Source organism: Ectopseudomonas khazarica (genome assembly GCF_017915135.1).
GTDB classification, from domain to species: Bacteria; Pseudomonadota; Gammaproteobacteria; order Pseudomonadales; family Pseudomonadaceae; genus Aquipseudomonas; species Aquipseudomonas khazarica.
On sequence record NZ_CP068551.1, the window covers coordinates 1,708,823 to 1,726,323 of the forward strand.

At 65.1% G+C, this 17,501-nt stretch carries 19 protein-coding genes; 7 read left to right on the plus strand and 12 right to left on the minus strand.

Going from position 1 to position 17,501, the window contains the following annotated elements; genetic code table 11:
• Positions 1 to 25 precede the first annotated feature (25 nt).
• Positions 26 to 1,327: an SLC13 family permease gene (locus JLK41_RS07960; RefSeq protein ID WP_047585022.1), complete on the plus strand. Its 1,302-nt coding sequence runs from the start codon at positions 26 to 28 to the stop codon at positions 1,325 to 1,327.
• A gap of 48 nt (positions 1,328 to 1,375) precedes the next feature.
• On the opposite strand, the gene JLK41_RS07965 is transcribed toward JLK41_RS07960, so the two are convergent.
• From JLK41_RS07965 to JLK41_RS07975, 3 genes are all read right to left on the minus strand, one after another.
• Positions 1,376 to 1,933, minus strand: coding sequence for a COG3904 family protein (locus JLK41_RS07965; protein WP_210390724.1), 558 nt, complete (start codon positions 1,931 to 1,933; stop codon positions 1,376 to 1,378).
• Positions 1,934 to 1,996: 63 nt separating this feature from the next.
• Positions 1,997 to 3,196, minus strand: coding sequence for an MFS transporter (locus JLK41_RS07970; RefSeq protein ID WP_210390725.1), 1,200 nt, complete (start codon positions 3,194 to 3,196; stop codon positions 1,997 to 1,999).
• Between the two features lie 224 nt (positions 3,197 to 3,420).
• Positions 3,421 to 4,122: a glutathione S-transferase N-terminal domain-containing protein gene (locus JLK41_RS07975; protein ID WP_210390726.1), complete on the minus strand. Its 702-nt coding sequence runs from the start codon at positions 4,120 to 4,122 to the stop codon at positions 3,421 to 3,423.
• Between the two features lie 173 nt (positions 4,123 to 4,295).
• Here JLK41_RS07975 and JLK41_RS07980 point away from each other — a divergent pair, with 173 nt between their 5' ends.
• Positions 4,296 to 4,733 carry an HIT family protein gene (locus JLK41_RS07980; protein WP_047585016.1) on the plus strand — a complete coding sequence of 146 codons (438 nt, stop codon included), beginning with the start codon at positions 4,296 to 4,298 and terminating at the stop codon, positions 4,731 to 4,733.
• A 57-nt stretch (positions 4,734 to 4,790) separates the two neighbouring features.
• Here the strand turns inward: JLK41_RS07980 and JLK41_RS07985 are convergent, their stop codons facing one another.
• On the minus strand, positions 4,791 to 5,057 hold the full coding sequence (locus tag JLK41_RS07985) for a DUF2790 domain-containing protein (protein ID WP_210390727.1): 267 nt from the start codon (positions 5,055 to 5,057) through the stop codon (positions 4,791 to 4,793).
• Between the two features lie 184 nt (positions 5,058 to 5,241).
• Here JLK41_RS07985 and JLK41_RS07990 point away from each other — a divergent pair, with 184 nt between their 5' ends.
• The gene (locus tag JLK41_RS07990) at positions 5,242 to 5,667 is read left to right on the plus strand and encodes a hypothetical protein (RefSeq protein ID WP_037048744.1); all 426 of its coding nucleotides are present in this window, start codon (positions 5,242 to 5,244) and stop codon (positions 5,665 to 5,667) included.
• A gap of 24 nt (positions 5,668 to 5,691) precedes the next feature.
• On the opposite strand, the gene JLK41_RS07995 is transcribed toward JLK41_RS07990, so the two are convergent.
• A complete protein-coding gene (locus JLK41_RS07995) occupies positions 5,692 to 6,597 on the minus strand; it encodes a LysR family transcriptional regulator (RefSeq protein WP_134676264.1) in 906 nt (301 codons plus the stop codon).
• Between the two features lie 120 nt (positions 6,598 to 6,717).
• Here JLK41_RS07995 and JLK41_RS08000 point away from each other — a divergent pair, with 120 nt between their 5' ends.
• Positions 6,718 to 7,476: an SDR family NAD(P)-dependent oxidoreductase gene (locus JLK41_RS08000; RefSeq protein WP_210390728.1), complete on the plus strand. Its 759-nt coding sequence runs from the start codon at positions 6,718 to 6,720 to the stop codon at positions 7,474 to 7,476.
• An 81-nt stretch (positions 7,477 to 7,557) separates the two neighbouring features.
• Entirely contained in the window at positions 7,558 to 8,841 is a 1,284-nt protein-coding gene (locus JLK41_RS08005; RefSeq protein ID WP_210390729.1) for an FAD-dependent oxidoreductase, read from the plus strand.
• 35 nt (positions 8,842 to 8,876) lie between these two features.
• On the opposite strand, the gene JLK41_RS08010 is transcribed toward JLK41_RS08005, so the two are convergent.
• The 4 genes from JLK41_RS08010 to JLK41_RS08025 all read right to left on the minus strand — a co-directional run bounded on the left by JLK41_RS08010 (position 8,877) and on the right by JLK41_RS08025 (position 12,121).
• Positions 8,877 to 9,302 carry a hypothetical protein gene (locus JLK41_RS08010; protein WP_210390730.1) on the minus strand — a complete coding sequence of 142 codons (426 nt, stop codon included), beginning with the start codon at positions 9,300 to 9,302 and terminating at the stop codon, positions 8,877 to 8,879.
• A 41-nt stretch (positions 9,303 to 9,343) separates the two neighbouring features.
• Complete coding sequence (locus tag JLK41_RS08015) at positions 9,344 to 9,748, minus strand: hypothetical protein (protein WP_210390731.1); 405 nt, start codon at positions 9,746 to 9,748, stop codon at positions 9,344 to 9,346.
• Entirely contained in the window at positions 9,745 to 11,220 is a 1,476-nt protein-coding gene (locus JLK41_RS08020) for a hypothetical protein (protein WP_244976483.1), read from the minus strand. Before JLK41_RS08020 ends, JLK41_RS08015 begins: the two co-directional genes overlap by 4 nt.
• Before the next feature lie 148 nt (positions 11,221 to 11,368).
• Positions 11,369 to 12,121 (minus strand): tetratricopeptide repeat protein, encoded by a 753-nt coding sequence (locus JLK41_RS08025; RefSeq protein WP_134676259.1) that lies wholly within the window; start codon positions 12,119 to 12,121, stop codon positions 11,369 to 11,371.
• A gap of 141 nt (positions 12,122 to 12,262) precedes the next feature.
• Here JLK41_RS08025 and pnuC point away from each other — a divergent pair, with 141 nt between their 5' ends.
• The gene (pnuC, locus tag JLK41_RS08030) at positions 12,263 to 12,835 is read left to right on the plus strand and encodes a nicotinamide riboside transporter PnuC (RefSeq protein WP_210390732.1); all 573 of its coding nucleotides are present in this window, start codon (positions 12,263 to 12,265) and stop codon (positions 12,833 to 12,835) included.
• A 1-nt stretch (position 12,836) separates the two neighbouring features.
• The gene (locus JLK41_RS08035; protein WP_210390733.1) at positions 12,837 to 13,868 is read left to right on the plus strand and encodes an AAA family ATPase; all 1,032 of its coding nucleotides are present in this window, start codon (positions 12,837 to 12,839) and stop codon (positions 13,866 to 13,868) included.
• Here the strand turns inward: JLK41_RS08035 and JLK41_RS08040 are convergent.
• From JLK41_RS08040 to JLK41_RS08050, 3 genes are all read right to left on the minus strand, one after another.
• Positions 13,865 to 14,812: an IS481 family transposase gene (locus JLK41_RS08040; protein WP_210389071.1), complete on the minus strand. Its 948-nt coding sequence runs from the start codon at positions 14,810 to 14,812 to the stop codon at positions 13,865 to 13,867. The two genes, JLK41_RS08035 and JLK41_RS08040, sit on opposite strands and share 4 nt — an antisense overlap.
• An 83-nt stretch (positions 14,813 to 14,895) precedes the next feature.
• Positions 14,896 to 15,675 carry a substrate-binding periplasmic protein gene (locus JLK41_RS08045; RefSeq protein ID WP_210390734.1) on the minus strand — a complete coding sequence of 260 codons (780 nt, stop codon included), beginning with the start codon at positions 15,673 to 15,675 and terminating at the stop codon, positions 14,896 to 14,898.
• Between the two features lie 8 nt (positions 15,676 to 15,683).
• Positions 15,684 to 17,294, minus strand: a complete 1,611-nt coding sequence (locus JLK41_RS08050; protein WP_210390735.1) for an FMN-binding glutamate synthase family protein — start codon at positions 17,292 to 17,294, stop codon at positions 15,684 to 15,686.
• Positions 17,295 to 17,501 lie beyond the last annotated feature (207 nt).

Consider the following 17,501-nt stretch of genomic DNA (forward strand, 5'->3'; position numbering starts at 1 on the left):
CACCAGAACAACAAGGAGTCAAACCATGATGAGCCTGCTCGTCGTCGCCGCGATCGTTCTCGCTGTCGCGCTGGGTTACACCACCAAGATCAACATCGGCCTGTTCGCCATCGCCTTCGCTTACCTGCTGGGCTGTTTCGGCATGGGCATGAGCCCGGGCGAGATCATCGGCATGTGGCCGCTGAAGATCTTCTTCGTGATCTTCTCGGTCTGCCTGTTCTACAGCTTCGCCACGGTCAACGGCACCCTGGAGAAGCTCGCCGGGCATCTGCTCTATCGCTGCCGCGGCGTACCGCACCTGCTGCCGTATGCCATCTTCCTGACCTCGGGGCTGATCGCGGCCATGGGCGCGGGCTACTACACCGTGCTGGCCTTCATGGCGCCGCTGACCCTGCTGCTGTGCCAGCGCACCGGCATGAGCCTGATCCTCGGCGGCATGGCGGTGAACTACGGTGCGCTGGGCGGGGCGAACTTCGTCTCCAGCCAGAGCGGCATCATCTTCCGTGGCCTGATGACCACTGCCGGCATGCCGGAGAGCGAGGCCTTCGTCAACGCACTGGCGATCTTCGCCAGCACGGCGGTGATCCCGCTGCTGGTGATCTCCGTGTTCGTCTTCCTCGGTGGCCATGGCCGCAACCTGAAGAATGCGGTGATCAATGCCGACCTGCCGGACGCCTTCAACCGCGAACAGAAACTGACCCTGCTGCTCACCGTGCTGATGATGGCGCTGGTGCTCGCCGCACCGCTGGCGCTGCTGGCCTTCCCGGACAACGCCACGGTCAGGTTCATCAACAGCAAGGTGGACATCGGCCTGATCGCCAGCGTGTTCTCGGTGATCGCGCTGCTGCTCAAGCTGGGTGACGAGCGCAAGGCCATCGCCTCGCTGCCCTGGGCCACGCTGATCATGATCTGCGGGGTGGGCATGCTGATCAGCGTGGCGATCAAGGCCGGCACCATCGATGCCCTGGCGTCCTGGATCGGCGGCAACATCCCACCGGTACTGGTGCCGCTGGCCTTCGGCGTGGTGGCCGCGCTGATGTCGATCTTCGCCAGTACCCTCGGTGTGGTGACGCCGGCGCTGTTCCCCATGGTGCTGCCGCTGTCGGCGTCGATGTCGATCGATCCGATGATCATCTTCATCGCCATCGTGGTCGGTGCTCAGGCCACCTCCATCTCGCCGTTCTCTTCCGGCGGCAGCCTGCTGCTGGGCTCCTGCACCGACGAGAAGACGCGGGCCACGCTGTTCTCGCAACTGCTGCTGCGCGCCGCGCCCATCGGTTTCGTCGCTGCGATGCTGTTCAATCTGGCGCTGACCTTCCTGTTCTGATGCCGCCCAAACGGCGCCTGACCTCGCTCAGGCGCCGCGCTCCGCAGGCTACTTCAGGCGGTAGCGCTTCAGTTCATCCTGGCTCAGCAGGCGCAACTGGCCGGGGGCGACCTGGTAGATGTCCTCCGCCAGGCGCACGTCGATCCCCATGTCACGCAAGTACCGGGCGGGGCTGAGTGGCTGGTTGCCATGGGCGGCCTGCGCCTGCGCCGAGTCACCGGCCGGGAAGGGCGGGCGACGCAGGGCGACGTAACCGTTGATGGTGCGTTTGCGGCCTGCGGCAAGCAGGTAGACGCAACTGCCCTGGCACAGGCCGGATGACGGCACCAGCGCGTCGAAACCGGTTTCCCGCAGCAGGCGACCCATGCGGATGGCCTCCGGTGCGCTGCCGCCAACGCTGTCGAGCAGGACGACCTTGCGCTTGTACTGGCCCGGATTGGCGCGCAAGCCCTTGAGCAGCTTCTCGTAGTCGCCCGGAGCGATCTCCTCGGAAATCTTCGCCGCCAGCATCCCGGCATTGGCTTCGACCTGCACCTGGGCCTGAGCCGTCAGGGCGCTGAGCAGGGCGGTGCCGAACAGGGTGGAACGCAGCAGTGGGGTCATCATCGGGCGGTACGGGATGGTGGGCGGGGGCTAGAAGATACCTGCCGGCTCACCATCGTGCACCTCTCAGATGTGGCCGTCCTTCTGTTGTACCCGCCACGCCCAGACGAACAGTGCCAGGCCGCCGATGGCGGTGGCGGCGCCGATGTAGCCGGTGATGGTCCAGCCCATGCCGGCGCTGATGGCCAGGCCGCCGAGCCAGGGGCCGAGGGCATTGGCGACGTTGAACGCGGCATGGTTGGAGGCCGCGGCCAGTGTCTGTGCGCCGGTGGCGACATCCATCAGGTGGGTCTGCAGCGCCGGGCCGAGGGCGATCATGGTGCCGAGGGCGAAGATCGCCGGCAGTACCGTCCACAGGCTGTGTGCGGCGAAGGGGAAGACCAGCAGGACCAGGGTGCTCCAGGCCAGGATCCAGGCCACCGCGCGCAGGCGCAGGCGGTCGAACAGCCAGCCGCCGACGCTGTTGCCGACGATGCAACCGGCACCGAACACCCCCATGGCCAGCGGAATCCAGCCGGGGCCGACGCCCGTCACGTGGAGCAGGGTCGGTGCCATGTAGCTGAACACGCAGAACATGCCGGCGAAGCCGATGGCGCCAATGCCCAGCGCCAGCCAGATCGGCGCGCGGTTGAAGGCGCGCAGCTCGCCCGAGGGGCTGCTGCGCTGCTCGTTCGGGTCGGTCGGCAGGAAGATCGCCAGCATGGCGATGGTGGTGATGGCGATCACCCCGACCAGGGCGAACGCATAGCGCCAGCTCATGAACTGGCCGAGCCAGGTGGCCAGCGGGTTACCGATCAGAATCGCCACGGTCAGGCCGGCCAGCACCCGGCTCACCGCCTTGGCGCGCTTGTGCGGCGGGGCCATGGACGCGGCCACCAGCATGGCCACGCCGAAGTAGGCACCGTGCGGCAGGCCGGCGATGAAGCGAAAGATCAGCAGCGGCTCGTAGGTCGGTGCCAGGGCGCTGGCGAAGTTGCCCAGGGCGAAGCAGCCCATCAGCAGCAGAAGCAGGATGCGTCGTGGCAGACGAGCACCGAGCAGGGCCAGGACCGGCGCGCCGACCACCACGCCGAGGGCATAGGCGCTGATCACGTGGCCGACCTGCGGCTCGCTGACCCCCAGGTCCTGGGCGACGTTGGGCATCAGGCCCATGATGGCGAACTCGCCCGTACCGATGGCGAAGCCGCCGAGGGCCAGGGCAAGTTGAATGAGAAGGATCGCGCCCGGCGACAGACTCGTCGCGGCGTCGGAGGAAGGCTTGTGCATGCGGAACCTGGGAGGGGAGGAAGCTGGGCCGGGATTATAATCTCCCAGCGCTCGACTTGGGTATTTGCAACCGCTCTATTTCGGGGCTCGGAGACGAGTGGTTGGGCATTTTTGCGGCTTTCGCCAGCGCGTGGCTCGTGCATCCCGCACGCGGGCGCTCACGCCGCTGGGCAATCTTCCACGTGCGCGTGCGACGGGAGCCGTGGGGCCGGCTCCCGCAACCCTCAGGCGCGTGCCGGGATGCTCAGGCCACGCTGCACGGCCGGACGGGCGAGGAAGGCATCGAGTACGCGGCGCACGTTGGCAAAACGCTCGAACTGCACCAGTTCGCCTGCCTCGTAGAACCCCACCAGATTGCGAATCCAGGGGAACACGGCGATGTCGGCGATGCTGTACTCGCCGACGATCCAGTCGCGCCCTTGCAGGTGCTGGTCGAGCACGCCGAGCAGGCGCGCCGATTCGGCGACGTAGCGCTCGAGCGGGCGCTTGTCTTCGTACTGGCTGCCAGCGAACTTGTGGAAGAAGCCGAGCTGGCCGAACATCGGGCCCAGGCCGCCCATCTGCCACATCAGCCACTGGATCGCCTGGTAGCGGGCGGCGGGGTCCTGCGGCAGCAACTGGCCGGTCTTCTCGGCCAGGTAGAGCATGATCGCGCCGGACTCGAACAGCGACAGCGGGTGGCCGTTCGGCCCGTCCGGATCGAGGATGGCGGGAATCTTGTTGTTCGGTGACAGCGAGAGGAACTCGGGGCTGAGCTGATCGTTGCTGTCGAAACTGACCAGATGCGGCTCGTAGGGCAGGCCGATCTCCTCGAGCATGATCGAGACCTTGACGCCGTTGGGCGTAGGCAGCGAATAGAGCTGCAGGCGCTCGGGATGCTGGGCGGGCCACTTGCGGGTGATGTGGAATGGGCTGAGGTCGGTCATGTGGGTTCCATGTCGGATGGGCCTGAAGAGGGGGGCGATCAGAACACGAGTGGCGACAGCGACTGAAATCGATGCGCCTGCTAGTAGTCATCGACTCGAGCGATCCTGCCCGGTTCCCTGTGTGCGAGCAAGGCGGTATGGTGCGAGCTTTCCTTCACCCGGAGCCCATTGGCATGAGCCTGCACGGTACCTACGACTCGCAGAACATCTTCGCCCAGATCATTCGCGGCGACCTGCCTTGCTACACGCTGTACGAGGACGACGATGTGCTGGCCTTCCTCGACCTGTTCCCGCAGTCCAGAGGCCACAGCCTGGTGATTCCCAAGCGCGCGGCGGCGCGCAACATCCTGGAGATCGACGAGGCCAGCCTGGCCAAGGTCATGGCCGTGGTGAAGAAGGTCGCCCAGGCCATCGTCGACGAGCTGCAGCCGGCGGGCGTGCAGGTGGCGCAGTTCAATGGCGCGCCAGCCGGGCAGACGGTGTTCCATATCCACATGCATGTGATCCCGCGCTTCGACGGCGAAGGGCTGGGCATTCACGCGGCCAGCAAGGCCGATCCGGCCGAGCTCGAGGCGTTGCAGGCCCGTCTGGTCAAGCGTCTGCAAGGCTGAAACGGCCGCTGCCCCGGACGAGCGACTCGGCCGGGGCAGCGTGCGTGCAACAGGGGATCAGCCGTTCTGGTTGGTCTGGCCGCCCCATTCCAGGAAGCGCACGGCGTGCACGTCGCCCTGGCTGTCACGGTAGACCATGACGCTGGGCACGACACCGCTCTCGCGGCTGTTGTCGGTGCGCTGCAGGACCTGGTTGATGTCCAGTTGCATGCCGTACTGGTATTGCTTCACGTCCACCCGGGCGTTGGCCGGGGCCTTCTCGTTGGCGAAGGCGATGGGGGCGAATGCGGCGATGAGGGTGGCGGTGATGGCTGCGATTTTCATGCTGATGGTCTCCGGTCAGTGGCGCCGTCGAGGGTGGCGCTGGGGTCGGGAGCCATGAAAACACCGCGCTTTTCATTGCAGAAATCGATGCTTGTGCTACTGGACATCGTTGCCATCGATACCTTGCCCGCACGCGCGCCAACCCCAATACTCAGGCAGCACTCATTTGCCCATGGAGGGCTTCATGCGTTCGATGCTCATCGCTTTGCCGCTGCTGTTGCTGGCGGGTTGTTCGTCGTTTCGAGGTGACCCGGAAAACATTCGCCCGGTGCCGGAAGATCGTCTGCTGGCCTTTCAGGAGACGCAGGCCAGCGGTGGACAGATCGTGGTCACCCGCGATTTCGGGATGATGGGCGGTGGCTGCTACGTGGCCATCGAGGTTGATCGCCAGGTGGCCGCGCGTATCGGTGTCGGAGAGCGCGCGACCTTCCAGGTGCCGGCAGGTACGCGGGTGGTGGGTATCACCCCGGACCGGATGGACGACACGCTGTGCGGCATGGGCCGCCTGTTGCGCGAAGTGGCGGTGCCGGTGAAGGCCGGGGAAAGCCATGATCTGCGCATCCTCAGCGAAAACCGCGGCGGCTTCGATATCCGCACCGATACGCCCTGACTCGGCAGGCCTGATCCTGGCGGTTCAAGCCGCGTCGAGTTCCTCGGCCAGCAGCTGTTCCAGCCAGTTCATGAAGGCGCGCACCCGCCGTGGCAGATGACGCCCGTGCGGGTGCACCAGGTTCACCGGCATCGGCGCGGCGACCCAGTCATCCAGCAGGCGCAGCAGACGCCCCTCCCGCAGGTGCACGCGCATGCCGACCAGCGGCGCCTGGATGATGCCCAGGCCACCCAGGCAGGCCCCCTCGTAGGCATCGATGTTGTTCACCGTGACCCGGCCCGCCATGGCCAGCGAATGCAGCTTGCCGTCGCGCTGGAACTCGAAGCCGTCCGAGCGTGCGCCAAAGGCTGTCACGTAGTGAATCAGGCTGTGTCCGGCGAGGTCGTCCAGTTGCTCGGGCATGCCGTGCGTGGCCAGGTAGGCCGGGCTGGCGCAGTTGACCATGGACAGATGCCCCAGTGGCCGGGCGACCAGGCTGTCATCTTCGTTGACGCCGACGCGCAGCACGCAATCGAAGCCCTCGCGCAGCGGATCGACCCGCCTGTCGCTGCACCCCAGTTCGATCTCCAGCGCCGGGTGCCGGGCGAGAAACTCATCGAGGCGCGGTGCCACCAGGCGCCGGGCGATCGCCGTGGGCATGTCCACGCGCAGTCGTCCACTCAGGGCATGGGCGTCCTGGCGAAACAGGTTCTCCAGTTCGTCCATCTGCGCCAGCAGCTCGCGGGCGCGTTCGTACAGCATCTGGCCATCCTGCGTCGGACGTACCCGGCGTGTGGTGCGGTGCAGCAGGCGCGCATCGACCAGGCGTTCCAGGTCGCGGACCTGCTCCGATACCGTGGAGCGAGGCAGGCCCAGGCTGTCGGCGGCCTGGGTGAAGCTGCTCAGTTCGGTGACGCGCTGAAAGGTGCGCAACAACTCCAGCTTGTTCATGGTGGCAACCCCGATTGTTCGCTGACGGCGATCAGTATTTCCTATTTTTCTGGATTTATCAGTATTTGTACGAGCAATAACCTGTGATCAACCTTCATCACCTGTCACAGGAGATTCACCATGACGCGCAAGATCGCACTCATCACCGGCGCCAGCCGTGGTCTCGGCCGCAGTGCCGCCAAGCACCTGGCGGCGCAGGGCGTGGACATCATCGGCACCTACCGCAGCCAGGCCGAGGAAGCGCAGCAACTGGTCGGCGAGATCGAGGCGCAGGGCGGGCGGGCCCTGATGCTGCAACTGGATGTCAGTGACAGCAGCAGCTTCGCCGACTTCGCCCAGGGCGTGGCGCAGGGCCTGCACGAGACTTTCGCTGCCGAGCGTTTCGATTTTCTGGTCAACAACGCCGGTATCGGCATCCATGCCGCACTCGCTGAAATCAGCGAAGCGCAGTTCGACGAGTTGCTGAAGGTCCAGCTCAAGGGGCCGTTCTTTCTCACCCAGCGCCTGTTACCGCTGATGGCCGATGGCGGGCGGATTCTCAACGTATCCTCCGGCCTGGCCCGTTTCACCTTGCCTGGCTACGGCGCCTATGCGGCGATGAAGGGCGGCATCGAAGTGTGGACGCGCTACCTGGCCAAGGAGCTTGGCCCACGCGGCATCAGCGCCAACGTGCTGGCCCCCGGTGCCATCGAGACCGACTTCGGTCACGGCGCGGTGCGCGACAACTCCGAGCTCAATGCCTTCGTCGCCGGCAATACCGCACTGGGCCGGGCCGGCCTGCCCGATGACATCGGCGCCGCCGTCGCCGCGCTGCTCGGCGATGGTGGCCGCTGGATCAATGGTCAGCGCATCGAGGCATCGGGCGGCATGTTCCTCTGAACCATCTCGCTTGCGTGGCAGTTCCCGCCAGCTGTCGCTCGGGGCAGTTAGAATCTCCCGGCCAGAACAGGGAGAACAGCCTTGAAGGGACTACCGATCGCAATCGTGGGGGCCGGCACTGCCGGCCTCGCCACGGCCATTTTTCTCGCCCGCCAGGGCTTCGCCGTGCGCCTGCTGGAGCGGGTCGAGCACCTGCAGCCGGTGGGCGCCGGCATCCTGCTGCAGCCTTCCGGCCTGGCGGTGCTGCAGCGGCTCGGGCTGCTGGCCGAGTGCACTGCGCTGGGCGCGCCTGTCAGCCGTCTGTACGGCACCAGTTGCAAGGGGCGGGTGATACTCGATACCCGCTATGACGACTGGCAGCCAGGCAGCTTCGGCCTTGGCATTCACCGTGGCGTATTGATGACGGCCCTGCTCAAGGCCGCGCAGCGTGCCGGCGTGCAGATGGAAACCGGCGTGAGCGTCAGCCGCTTCGAGCAGGCGGCCGGGCATGTTCGACTCGTGCGGCAGGATGAGCAGGGCGCCGAGCAGCCCCTGGGCGATTGCGCCGCACTGATCCTCGCCGATGGCACGCGTTCGAGCCTGCGCGCGCAGATGCAGGTGCGCCAATGGGCGCGCCCTTATCCCTGGGGTGCGCTGTGGAGCATGCTGCCGACCGTGGCGTCCGGTGAGTCCGGGGAATTGCGTCAGTGGTACCGCGGTTGCCGCGAGATGTTCGGCCTGATGCCGACGGGGGCGACGCACCAGGCGCCTGGCCGTGCCCTGACCAGCCTGTTCTGGAGCCTGCCGCTGAGCGAGCACCAGGGATGGCTTCAGCACGGCCTGGAGGCCTGGAAACGCCGCGTATGCAGCCTGGCCGGCGAGGCCGCGCACGGCTATCTGCAGCAGATCGACGATCCCGCGCAGCTGACGCTGGCCGCCTACGCGGACGTGCGCATGCAGCGCTGGCACGACGCTCGCGTGCTCGCCATCGGCGATTGTGCGCATGCCATGAGCCCGCAACTGGGGCAGGGCGCGAACATGGCGCTGGTCGATGCCGCCGCCCTGGCCGATGCCCTGGGTGACGCTGCCGATGCGGCCCAGGAGACGCTCGACTGGAACGCGCTGTTCGCCGGCTACGGCGATGCCCGTCGTGATCACCTGCGGTATTACCGTCAGGCCAGCCGCTTGCTGACGCCGCTGTTCCAGTCCAACAGCGGCACCTTGGCCGTGCTGCGCGATATCGCCCTGATGCTGGCGCGGCACAATCGCTTCGGTCGCCAGCACGCGGTCAGCACCCTGGTGGGCGCACGCAATGGCTGGCTGTGGCAGGGGACGCAGCAACGGGCGCTGCATGCCTGGAAGGGCGAGCGGGAGGCGTGGGAGTAGCCAGCAGCGCGGCGCCAGAGAAGCGCTTGCGCTGATCAGATATCGGGGTAGGTTTCCTGGAACCAGTCGATGGCGTCTTTTATGCGGTGGGCTTTTGCAGCGTCCAGATGCCGGATGGTTTCTTTCAGTATCTTTGCCGCTTCGAGAACTTCAGGGTGCTCCGCTGCGATGCCGGAGTCTACGGTCGTGCATTCGATCATCGCGCTCAGGGTGGCGCTGTTCAAATGCTCCGGCGGGTGCCTGATCAGTTCGATCCCTTTGTGAAGGCTCATTGAATACAGGGTCTCGAAAGCCGAAGCCTGGAGATGCTCGTCGCCCTTGTCATGGTGAACGATATCCAGTGCCATCTGCTCGGCGAGCTGTTTGTTCAGCCGCCCCAACTGACTCAGGGCCTCTGCGGTTTCGTCATAGTCACTGAGTTCGAGAACCGTCATCGACAGTGCGTTTTCGAGGGATGTCATGAGCCAGTCACGGGTGGTCCGGGCAGCAGGGTGAGCGTCTTTCAGACAGTGAGCAGAATCTTCCGGGCATACGGTTTCACAGCGATCCCATCTTCGACGTCGATGGTGTCGACTGCATACAGTTGCTTGTCCATCGTCGCCAGGCACCAGGTGTAGCCATCAGGCAGAGCCAGGTGTTCAGGTTCCAGCAGGACCTCTGTGGACAAGGCACTGGCCAGCTGGATGGCCAGCTGCACGTCGTCAAGGCTCAGCTCATCCGACGCCCAGGAGAGCCCCAGGCTCTGCTGAAATTCGGCCTCGTGGTCCGCGTATTGAAGGAAGATGGCCGCATGCTCCCTGGGATAGTCGAGCGACTCGACCCCATCGGGGATCCCTTGGTTGAGTAGTGTGATTATTTGCTGCTCGGGAACTGCGCTTCTAATGAATAAGTCAATCGACTTGCTCATTTGATACCTCGTGTTTGCATGATGTCGAGTAGTTGTGACGTGCGCGCCTTTTGTTCAGCGGTGAATATCCCTTTCTGAGTCATGATATCCAGCGTTTTTCTAGCGTTCTCCAAGCCTTTCTTCTTGGCGCTTATCAATACGTTGTATTCGGCCGAGGTGATATTTACAGTGCCTGGCCCGCTAACTGGATGTATTGAGTTTTCATGCAGGCCGTACACCCGGCCTGAGGACGTATGAAAGAACTCTCCCTGGCGGATGGATTCACCGTTCATGTGAATCTCTCGTAAATCCTTCGCTACTTCCTCCGGCGAAACTGTATACATGGTATTTCCAGTTTTCTTGGGGATTGTCACCCTGTGAGGAAAGTGCCTCTCACTCAGCGTTAGATGTGCCCAGCTCCGTACGGTTGGTGCAGCGAGTGCTCCAGGTCGAATGGCTTCCGGGCGTTTCACCTCAACCGTTCGCGCCCCGGTCCCTGTCCCCCTCGTTTTGCCCCCGCGTCTGATTCTTGCACGCTTCAACGCGGCGCTCAGGCGCTTCAGGGCGTTGCCCAGGCGGGTCAGCTTGTCCACATAGCTTACCGACGCTGCGCCGCGCGCGGCCAGGCCGACGCCGGCGGTGAAGACGATCAGCAGGGCGGAGAGGACGATTTCGAACAGCACGCCACCACTGAACTCGGCCACTTCCTCGGCGTTCTGCGCCTGTGCATAGTCGACAGCGAAGCGGCCCAGCATGGCTTTGCTGGGATCGTCCTCGTAGATGAAGCAGGCCAGCTCGTAGGCTTCGGCCAGCTGTTCGCGGGTGATGCTGCTGGGGTCGAAGCCCAGGGCTTCGACCAGCTCACGGTGCTGCTCCGCACTGAACTGGCGGTTGTAGGCGGCCAGCCAGGATTCTCCCTCGCTGGCACGTGCCTGCCAGGCACTGCGCAGGGTGTTGCTGAAGATGGTGAACGGGTTGACCAGGTCGGAGTATTCCTTGACGGTCTTCAGCAGTCCCCAGGCGCCAAGGAAGAATCCCTTTCCTGCTGCGAGTCGTCGATGCAGGTAGTTGGATACCGCGCTGCGCTGATCCTGAATGGCTTGCAGGCGAGCGGCTTCGGCGCGCTCCGCCGCGAGGATCTCGTCGAGTACGGCCTGCAGCTCGGCGCGAGCGCTGCTGATATCGCTGTCGACGTCGCTATCGGCCAGCAACTGGGCTTCGTATTCGCCGGCAGGCAGGCTCTGGACCAGGCCGCCTCGGGCATCCAGGCTGCCTCTTACGGCGCCGCCGCTGCTGGGCGTGAGGCTATAGGGCAGGTTGGCGCCGATGCATTCACCGTTGTCCCAGACGAAACGCAGCCCGACCAGGCAGCGGTTGGCTTGGGCGGCAGCGCCTTCGAGCTGCCTTGCAGGCTGGCGGTCGAAGTCGCCGTTGTAGGGCTCCGGTGCCGGAGCCGGACGTTCGTTGCGATTATTGGGGACGTAGCCGCTCATCCTGTGGCATCCATGCTGCGGCCGGCATCTGCCGGCAGGTTCCTTCGTCAACGGCAGATGCTAACCAATGACCCATGCGCAAAGTCTTGCGCAACGGCGCGCGACGTCCGTTTTTTGTGAACGATGCACGCAAATAATGGCGAGCCGTTCAGTCGCGTTGCAGCTCGAGCAGTGCCTTGCGGCTGAGCTCCAGCCACTCCTGGTGCAGGGTCCGGTAGTGGCGGGCGGAACGGCGCGCGTGGGTCTGGATCTGCTCCAGCAGTTCGACGGCTTCGCGCTCGCGGCCGACCCGGCGTAGCAGCAGGGCGTAGCGATAGTTCGCCTCGGGGCTGGTGCAGTAGCTGCCGAGCACCCGGTATTCCTCTTCGGCCTTGAGGTCGTTGCCCTGGGCCTCCAGGGCGCGGGCATACAGCAGGTGGCCGTCGGCCGAGCGGAAGTCGGGGTTCTGCGCGATCAGCTGGTCGAGGCTCGCCTGGCAGCCGGCGAAATCGCCCAGGGCGAAGCGGGCCCTGGCCAGGCCGAGGAGGATGTCCGGGGCGTCGCTGTGAATGCCGCGCAAGGCTTGCTGGTAGTGCTGGGCGGCCTCTTGCGCCTGCCCCATGCGCAGCAGTTCGTCGGCCAGGTTCACGCGGGTGTCGCGGGTGTCGCGAATCTCCAGTTCATCGCGCAGGGCCCGCAGGTGGCGCTGCGGATCGATGCTGTCATGCAGTTTGCCGAGCGCGCGGCGGCCACGGCGGCTGCCGAGCAGCTCCGGCAGCATGATGCCGAGAAAGTAGATCAGGCAGCCGATGCCGGGCAGGGCGATGATCAGGTACAGCCAGTAGCGATCCTGGCCGCTGCGTACCACGTGGAGGCCGCAGGTGACTTGGCAGGCGATGATCAGCAGGGCGAGCAGGGGCATGGTGCGGTCCAGTCCTTTGGAGTGCGGAGGAGCGGCTATCAGAGCATGGATCGCCATGGTTGTCAGGTGATCCATGCACGGCTGTGGGGTACGTCACGTGATAGGCTGCGCGGCTGATTCGCTGCCGTTGAGGATGCGTGCATGCCGTCGTTGCTGGAGATCTTCGCCAACCTGTTCTACCTGCTCTCGGTGTTGCTGGCTGCACGCAATTCGGTGCACACCTGGGCCGTCGGGTTGGTCGGCTGCGTGCTGTTCGGCTGGCTGTTCTTCAGCGTGCAGCTGTACGCGGACGTCACCCTGCAGCTGTTCTTCATCGCCACCAGCCTGCTGGGCTGGTGGAGCTGGCTGTACGGGCGCAGCGGGACGGCGCTGCCCATCGTTCGCTCATCCTGGAAAGAACTGTGCCTGGCGCTGTCGCTCGCGGTGGTCGTCGCCCTGGCCTACGGCGCGCTGCTGCATCACTTCACCGATGCCTACGCGCCCTTCATCGACTCGCTGGTGCTGACCTTCAGCGTGTTGGCGCAACTGCTGCTGATGCGCCGCAAGCTGGAGACCTGGTACGGCTGGCTGCTGGTGAACACCCTGGCGGTGCCGCTGTTCGTCTCGCGTGAGCTATACCTGACGGCCTTCATCTACGTGCTGTTCTGGTTCAACGCCTGGTACGGCCTGTACTGCTGGCGCCGTGAACTGGCGGCCGAGGCGCAGGCGGCCTGACATGCGCCAGCGATACGCCTGTGGCCTGGTGGTGGGCAAGTTCGCGCCGCTGCACCTGGGCCACGAGTGGCTGATCCGTCAGGCGCAGATGCAGTGCCAGCAACTGGTGCTGCTCAGCTGGTCGAACCCGGAGTTGCCCGGCTGCGCGCCGCAGCGGCGCGCGCGCTGGTTGCAGGCGCGCTTTCCGCACCTGCGCAGCTGGGTGGTGACGGCCGACTGGGTTGATGAGCAGCGTGCCCGAGGCGTGGCGCTGGCGGAGCTTCCCCATGAATCGGCACCCGCTGCGGCGCAGCGCCAGTTCGTCGCCGATTTCTGCCTGGCCGTGCTCGGCCGGCCGGTGGATGCGGTGTTCACCAGCGAAGCCTATGGCGATGGGTTCGCTGCGCATCTGGCCAGGTGCTTCGGGCGGCCGGTGCAGCATGTCGAGATCGACCGTGCACGTGTCACGGTGCCGGTGTCCGGTACGCGTCTGCGCGCCGATGTCCATGGTTTGCGCGAGTACCTGGCGCCACAGGTCTACGCGGACTTCGTCGAGCGCATCGCCTTGCTCGGCGGCGAGTCCACCGGCAAGAGTAGCCTCGGCCTGGCGCTGGCCGAGGCGCTGGGTACGCGCCATGCTGCCGAGTACGGTCGAGAGTTGTGGGAGCAGCAGGGCGGTGTGCTGGGCTACGACGACCTGCTGCGGATCGGCCGCACCCAGGTCGCGCGGGAGCGGGAACTGGCCGGGCACTGTCAGCGCTACCTGGTCTGCGACACCACGCCACTGACCACGCTGTTCTATTGCCGTGAGCTGTTCGGGCGCGCCGAGGCCGAGCTGGAACAGCTGGCCCGGCGGCATTATCACCACGTGTTCCTGTGCGCCGATGACTTCCCCTTCGTGCAGGACGGCACGCGCCAGGACGAGACGTTCCGGCGGCGCCAGAACCAGTGGTACGAACAGGCGCTGCAGCAGCGCGGCTTGGCGTTCACGCGTCTTGCCGGCAGCCTGGCGCAGCGCGTCGAGCAGGTGCTGCAGGTGCTGGCCGACGCCTAGCTGTGTAAACCCAGTACGTTGTTCAGTGGAAGCGGTGCTCTGCTGATCGGGGGCAGGTATCCGAGGCTGGCGTGCAGTCGGTGCCAGTTGTAGTGATGCAGCCAGGGCAGCAGGTGCGCTGCTCGCTGCTGTGAAGTGTCGTAGCTACGGGCATAGGCCCATTCACGCAGGCTCGTTTGGATGAAGCGCTCGGCCTTACCGTTGGTGCGTGGCGTATAGGGCTTGGTACGGATGTGTTTCAGCCTGAGTCGAGCACACAACCGTTGAAACGCCCGGGACCGATAACAGGCGCCGTTGTCTGTCATGACGCGCCGAAAGCAGATGTTCAGCCCGCGGTAGTAGCGCAGTGCTTGCAGCAAGGCCCGGCAGGCGCTGCTGCCGCGCTCATCTGGATGCAGGCTGGTGAACGCCAGTCGGGACGCATCGTCGATAGCCACGTGCATGAACTCCCAGCCGGCGCCGTCGGAGCACTGCTGACGGTCGCCAGTGACTCGATGCCCGGGTTTCCAGAAGCGGCCAAGCTTCTTGATGTCCAAGTGCAGGAGATCGCCAGGATTGGCGTATTCATAACGCACCACCACAGGAGCGGGTTCCAGCTCAGCCAGCCGATGAAAGCCGGCCTGCTTGAGGCGGCGGGCCACGGTACTGACGGCCAGGCCGAGTATCTGAGCGATCTGCCGGTAAGTCTTGCGAGAGCGACGTAGCTCGATCAGTTGCTCGACCAGAGCGATTGCCGTGGCATGGGGGCATGAGTGCGGACGTGATGAACGATCCATCAGGCCAATCTCACCTTCCTCACGAAAGCGTTTGAGCCACTTGTAGGCTGTACGCACACTGACGCCAGCGGCTTGTGCCGCATCTTCGACTCGCAGACCGTTGAGCATGCGCTGCACGAGAAGGGCTCGACCTCGCGGGGTAAGACGGGCATGTTTATGCAGGTTCATCCGGGGCTCCTGGAAGGCTGTGTTGGTCGCGCTTCCAGAATTCCGGGAATGCCCCGGATGAACAACCTACTGAGAGATCACACCTAGCGGTAGCGGGCGAGGATGGCGTCGAACTCGCCGTCCTGCTTCATCTGCACCAGGGCGCGCAGGAGTGCTTGCGTCGGTACGTCCGGTTCGTCACGAACGATGCAGGAGACCAGGTCGCTGCTGATTTCGCCGAGCACGTGCAACTGCTCGGCTTTGCTCCGATGGCGGTTGAACCAGGCCAGGGACAGGCTGTTGCTGAGCGCATAGCGGTAGCGACCGGCCTCGAGTTTCTCCAGCGCCAGGGCCTGGGTGCGGGCGTCCTCACGGTGAATCCGGGCACTGTCGAACAGCGCCTGCAGGCTGGGGTAGCTGAAACCCAGGACCGTGCCCAGGCGCTGGCCGCTAAGCTTCTCCAGCGCGAAGTCGGGCTCGGCGCTGCGTCCCACGATCAGGTCGTGCTGGACCATGAAGGGCAGACTCCAGATGTACTGGTGGTGTGACTCCTGGAGCCAGGACGGGTTGACGTAGCAGCGTACGTCGATTTCGCCTCGAACCAGCGTGCGTTGCACACGCAGGCGTGGCATCACCAGCAGCTCGGCGGTGCGGCCAACCTTCTGTGCCAGGCGCATCTGCAGGTCATAGAGAATGCCGGTGGTCGCCTGGCCGTCGACGATCTGCATCATCGGCATGGCCCAGCTCTCGGTGACGGCGAACCGCAGCGGGCGTTGCTCCTGCGCGAAGGCGGCAACGCCGACCGCCAGCAGCAGGGCGCCGAGCAGGCGCAGGGGCGTCAGTGCCGGGCGGCGTTGGTGTCGGTGCAGTAGCTGCTCGGGCATGCTGTCGCTCAGGCCAGCGCGGGTTCGAAGCTGTCCGCCCGCGCCATGTTCCACATGCGTTCGTAGAACTCGCCGCTGATCTTGCCGCTGACCAGCTCGCCCGGTGCGAGGAAGACGTGCTGCTGGGCGAACAGCTTGATCTCGGTGGCGGACATGCGCTGCACCAGATGCTTGGCATCAATCTGTGCGGGGTGGTCGAGGCCGGCGGCGGCGAGCATCTCGGCCAGCGCCTTGAGCGTATTGCGGTGGAAGTTGTGGACACGCTGGGCCTTGTCCTCGACCACCAGGGCGCGCTGGCGCAGCGGGTCCTGGGTGGCGACGCCGGTCGGGCACTTGTTGGTGTGGCAGGACTGCGACTGGATGCAGCCGATGGCGAACATGAAGCCGCGCGCCGAGTTGGCCCAGTCGGCGCCGATGGCCAGCACGCGGGCGATGTCGAAGGCGCTGACGATCTTGCCGCTGGCGCCGAGCTTGATCTTGTCGCGTAGGTTGCTGCCGACCAGGGTGTTGTGCACGAACAGCAGGCCTTCGCGCAGTGGCACGCCGAGGTGGTCGGTGAACTCCAGCGGCGCGGCACCGGTGCCGCCCTCCTTGCCGTCGACGACGATGAAGTCCGGCAGGATGCCGGTCTCCAGCATGGCCTTGACGATGCCCATGAATTCCCAGGGGTGGCCCAGGCAGAACTTGAAGCCCACCGGCTTGCCGCCCGACAGCTCGCGCAGCTGGGCAATGAACTGCAGCAGCTCGGTCGGCGTGGAGAATGCGCTGTGGCGCGACGGAGACACGCAATCCTCGCCCATCGGGATGCCGCGCGTGCTGGCGATTTCCGCGGTGATCTTGTGCTTGGGCAGGATGCCGCCATGGCCAGGCTTGGCGCCCTGGCTGAGCTTGATCTCGATCATCTTCACCTGCGGGGTGCAGGCCTGGGCAGCGAAGCGTTCGGCATCGAAGCGGCCGTCCGAGGTGCGGCAGCCGAAGTAGCCGCTGCCCAGCTCCCACACCAGATCACCGCCATGCTCGCGATGATAGGGGCTGATGCTGCCTTCGCCGGTGTCGTGGTAGAAGTCGCCGAGCTTCGCACCTTCGTTGAGGGCACGAATGGCATTGGCGCTCAGCGAGCCGAAGCTCATCGCCGAGATGTTGAACAGGGAGGCCGAGTAAGGCTGGCGGCATTGCGGCCCGCCGATCTCCACGCGGAAGCTGCAGGGGTCGGTCAGCGGCGCCGGGCGCATGGAGTGGCTGATGAACTCGAAGCCGCTCTGGTAGACGTCGCTGAGGGTGCCGAAGGGTTTGTCGGCGCCTTCGTTCTTTGCCCGGGAGTAGACCAGCGAGCGTTGCGAGCGCGAGAAGGGCAGCTGTTCGGCGTCGCCTTCGAGCAGGTACTGGCGAATTTCCGGGCGGATGCCCTCGACCAGGTAGCGGATATTGCCGAGGATCGGATAGTTGCGGCGCACCGCATGGCGCTTCTGCAGCAGGTCGCCGATACCGATCAGGCTGAGCACGGCGCCGAGCAGGGTGAAGGGCCACAGCCACTCGTGATCGAGGAAGGGCAGGCTGCCCAGGGTAAACAGCACGCAGAAGGCGAAGAAAGCGTAGCGGCTGAGCAAGGACAGGTTCATGCGGTCTCCCGTGACGTGGAACAAAACCAGACTTTAGACCAAATGGCTATATATGGTCATGTTTTGTCCGTATAGACACTCTCAAGGGCTGAGGACGAATGGCCACGCCCTGTGGCACACTCAGTGGCCCGGAGCCAACCATCGCCAGAGCTTGGCCCTTATCCCCCGTTTTTTTGGTCTGCGCAATCGTCGCAGTCCTACTGCCTG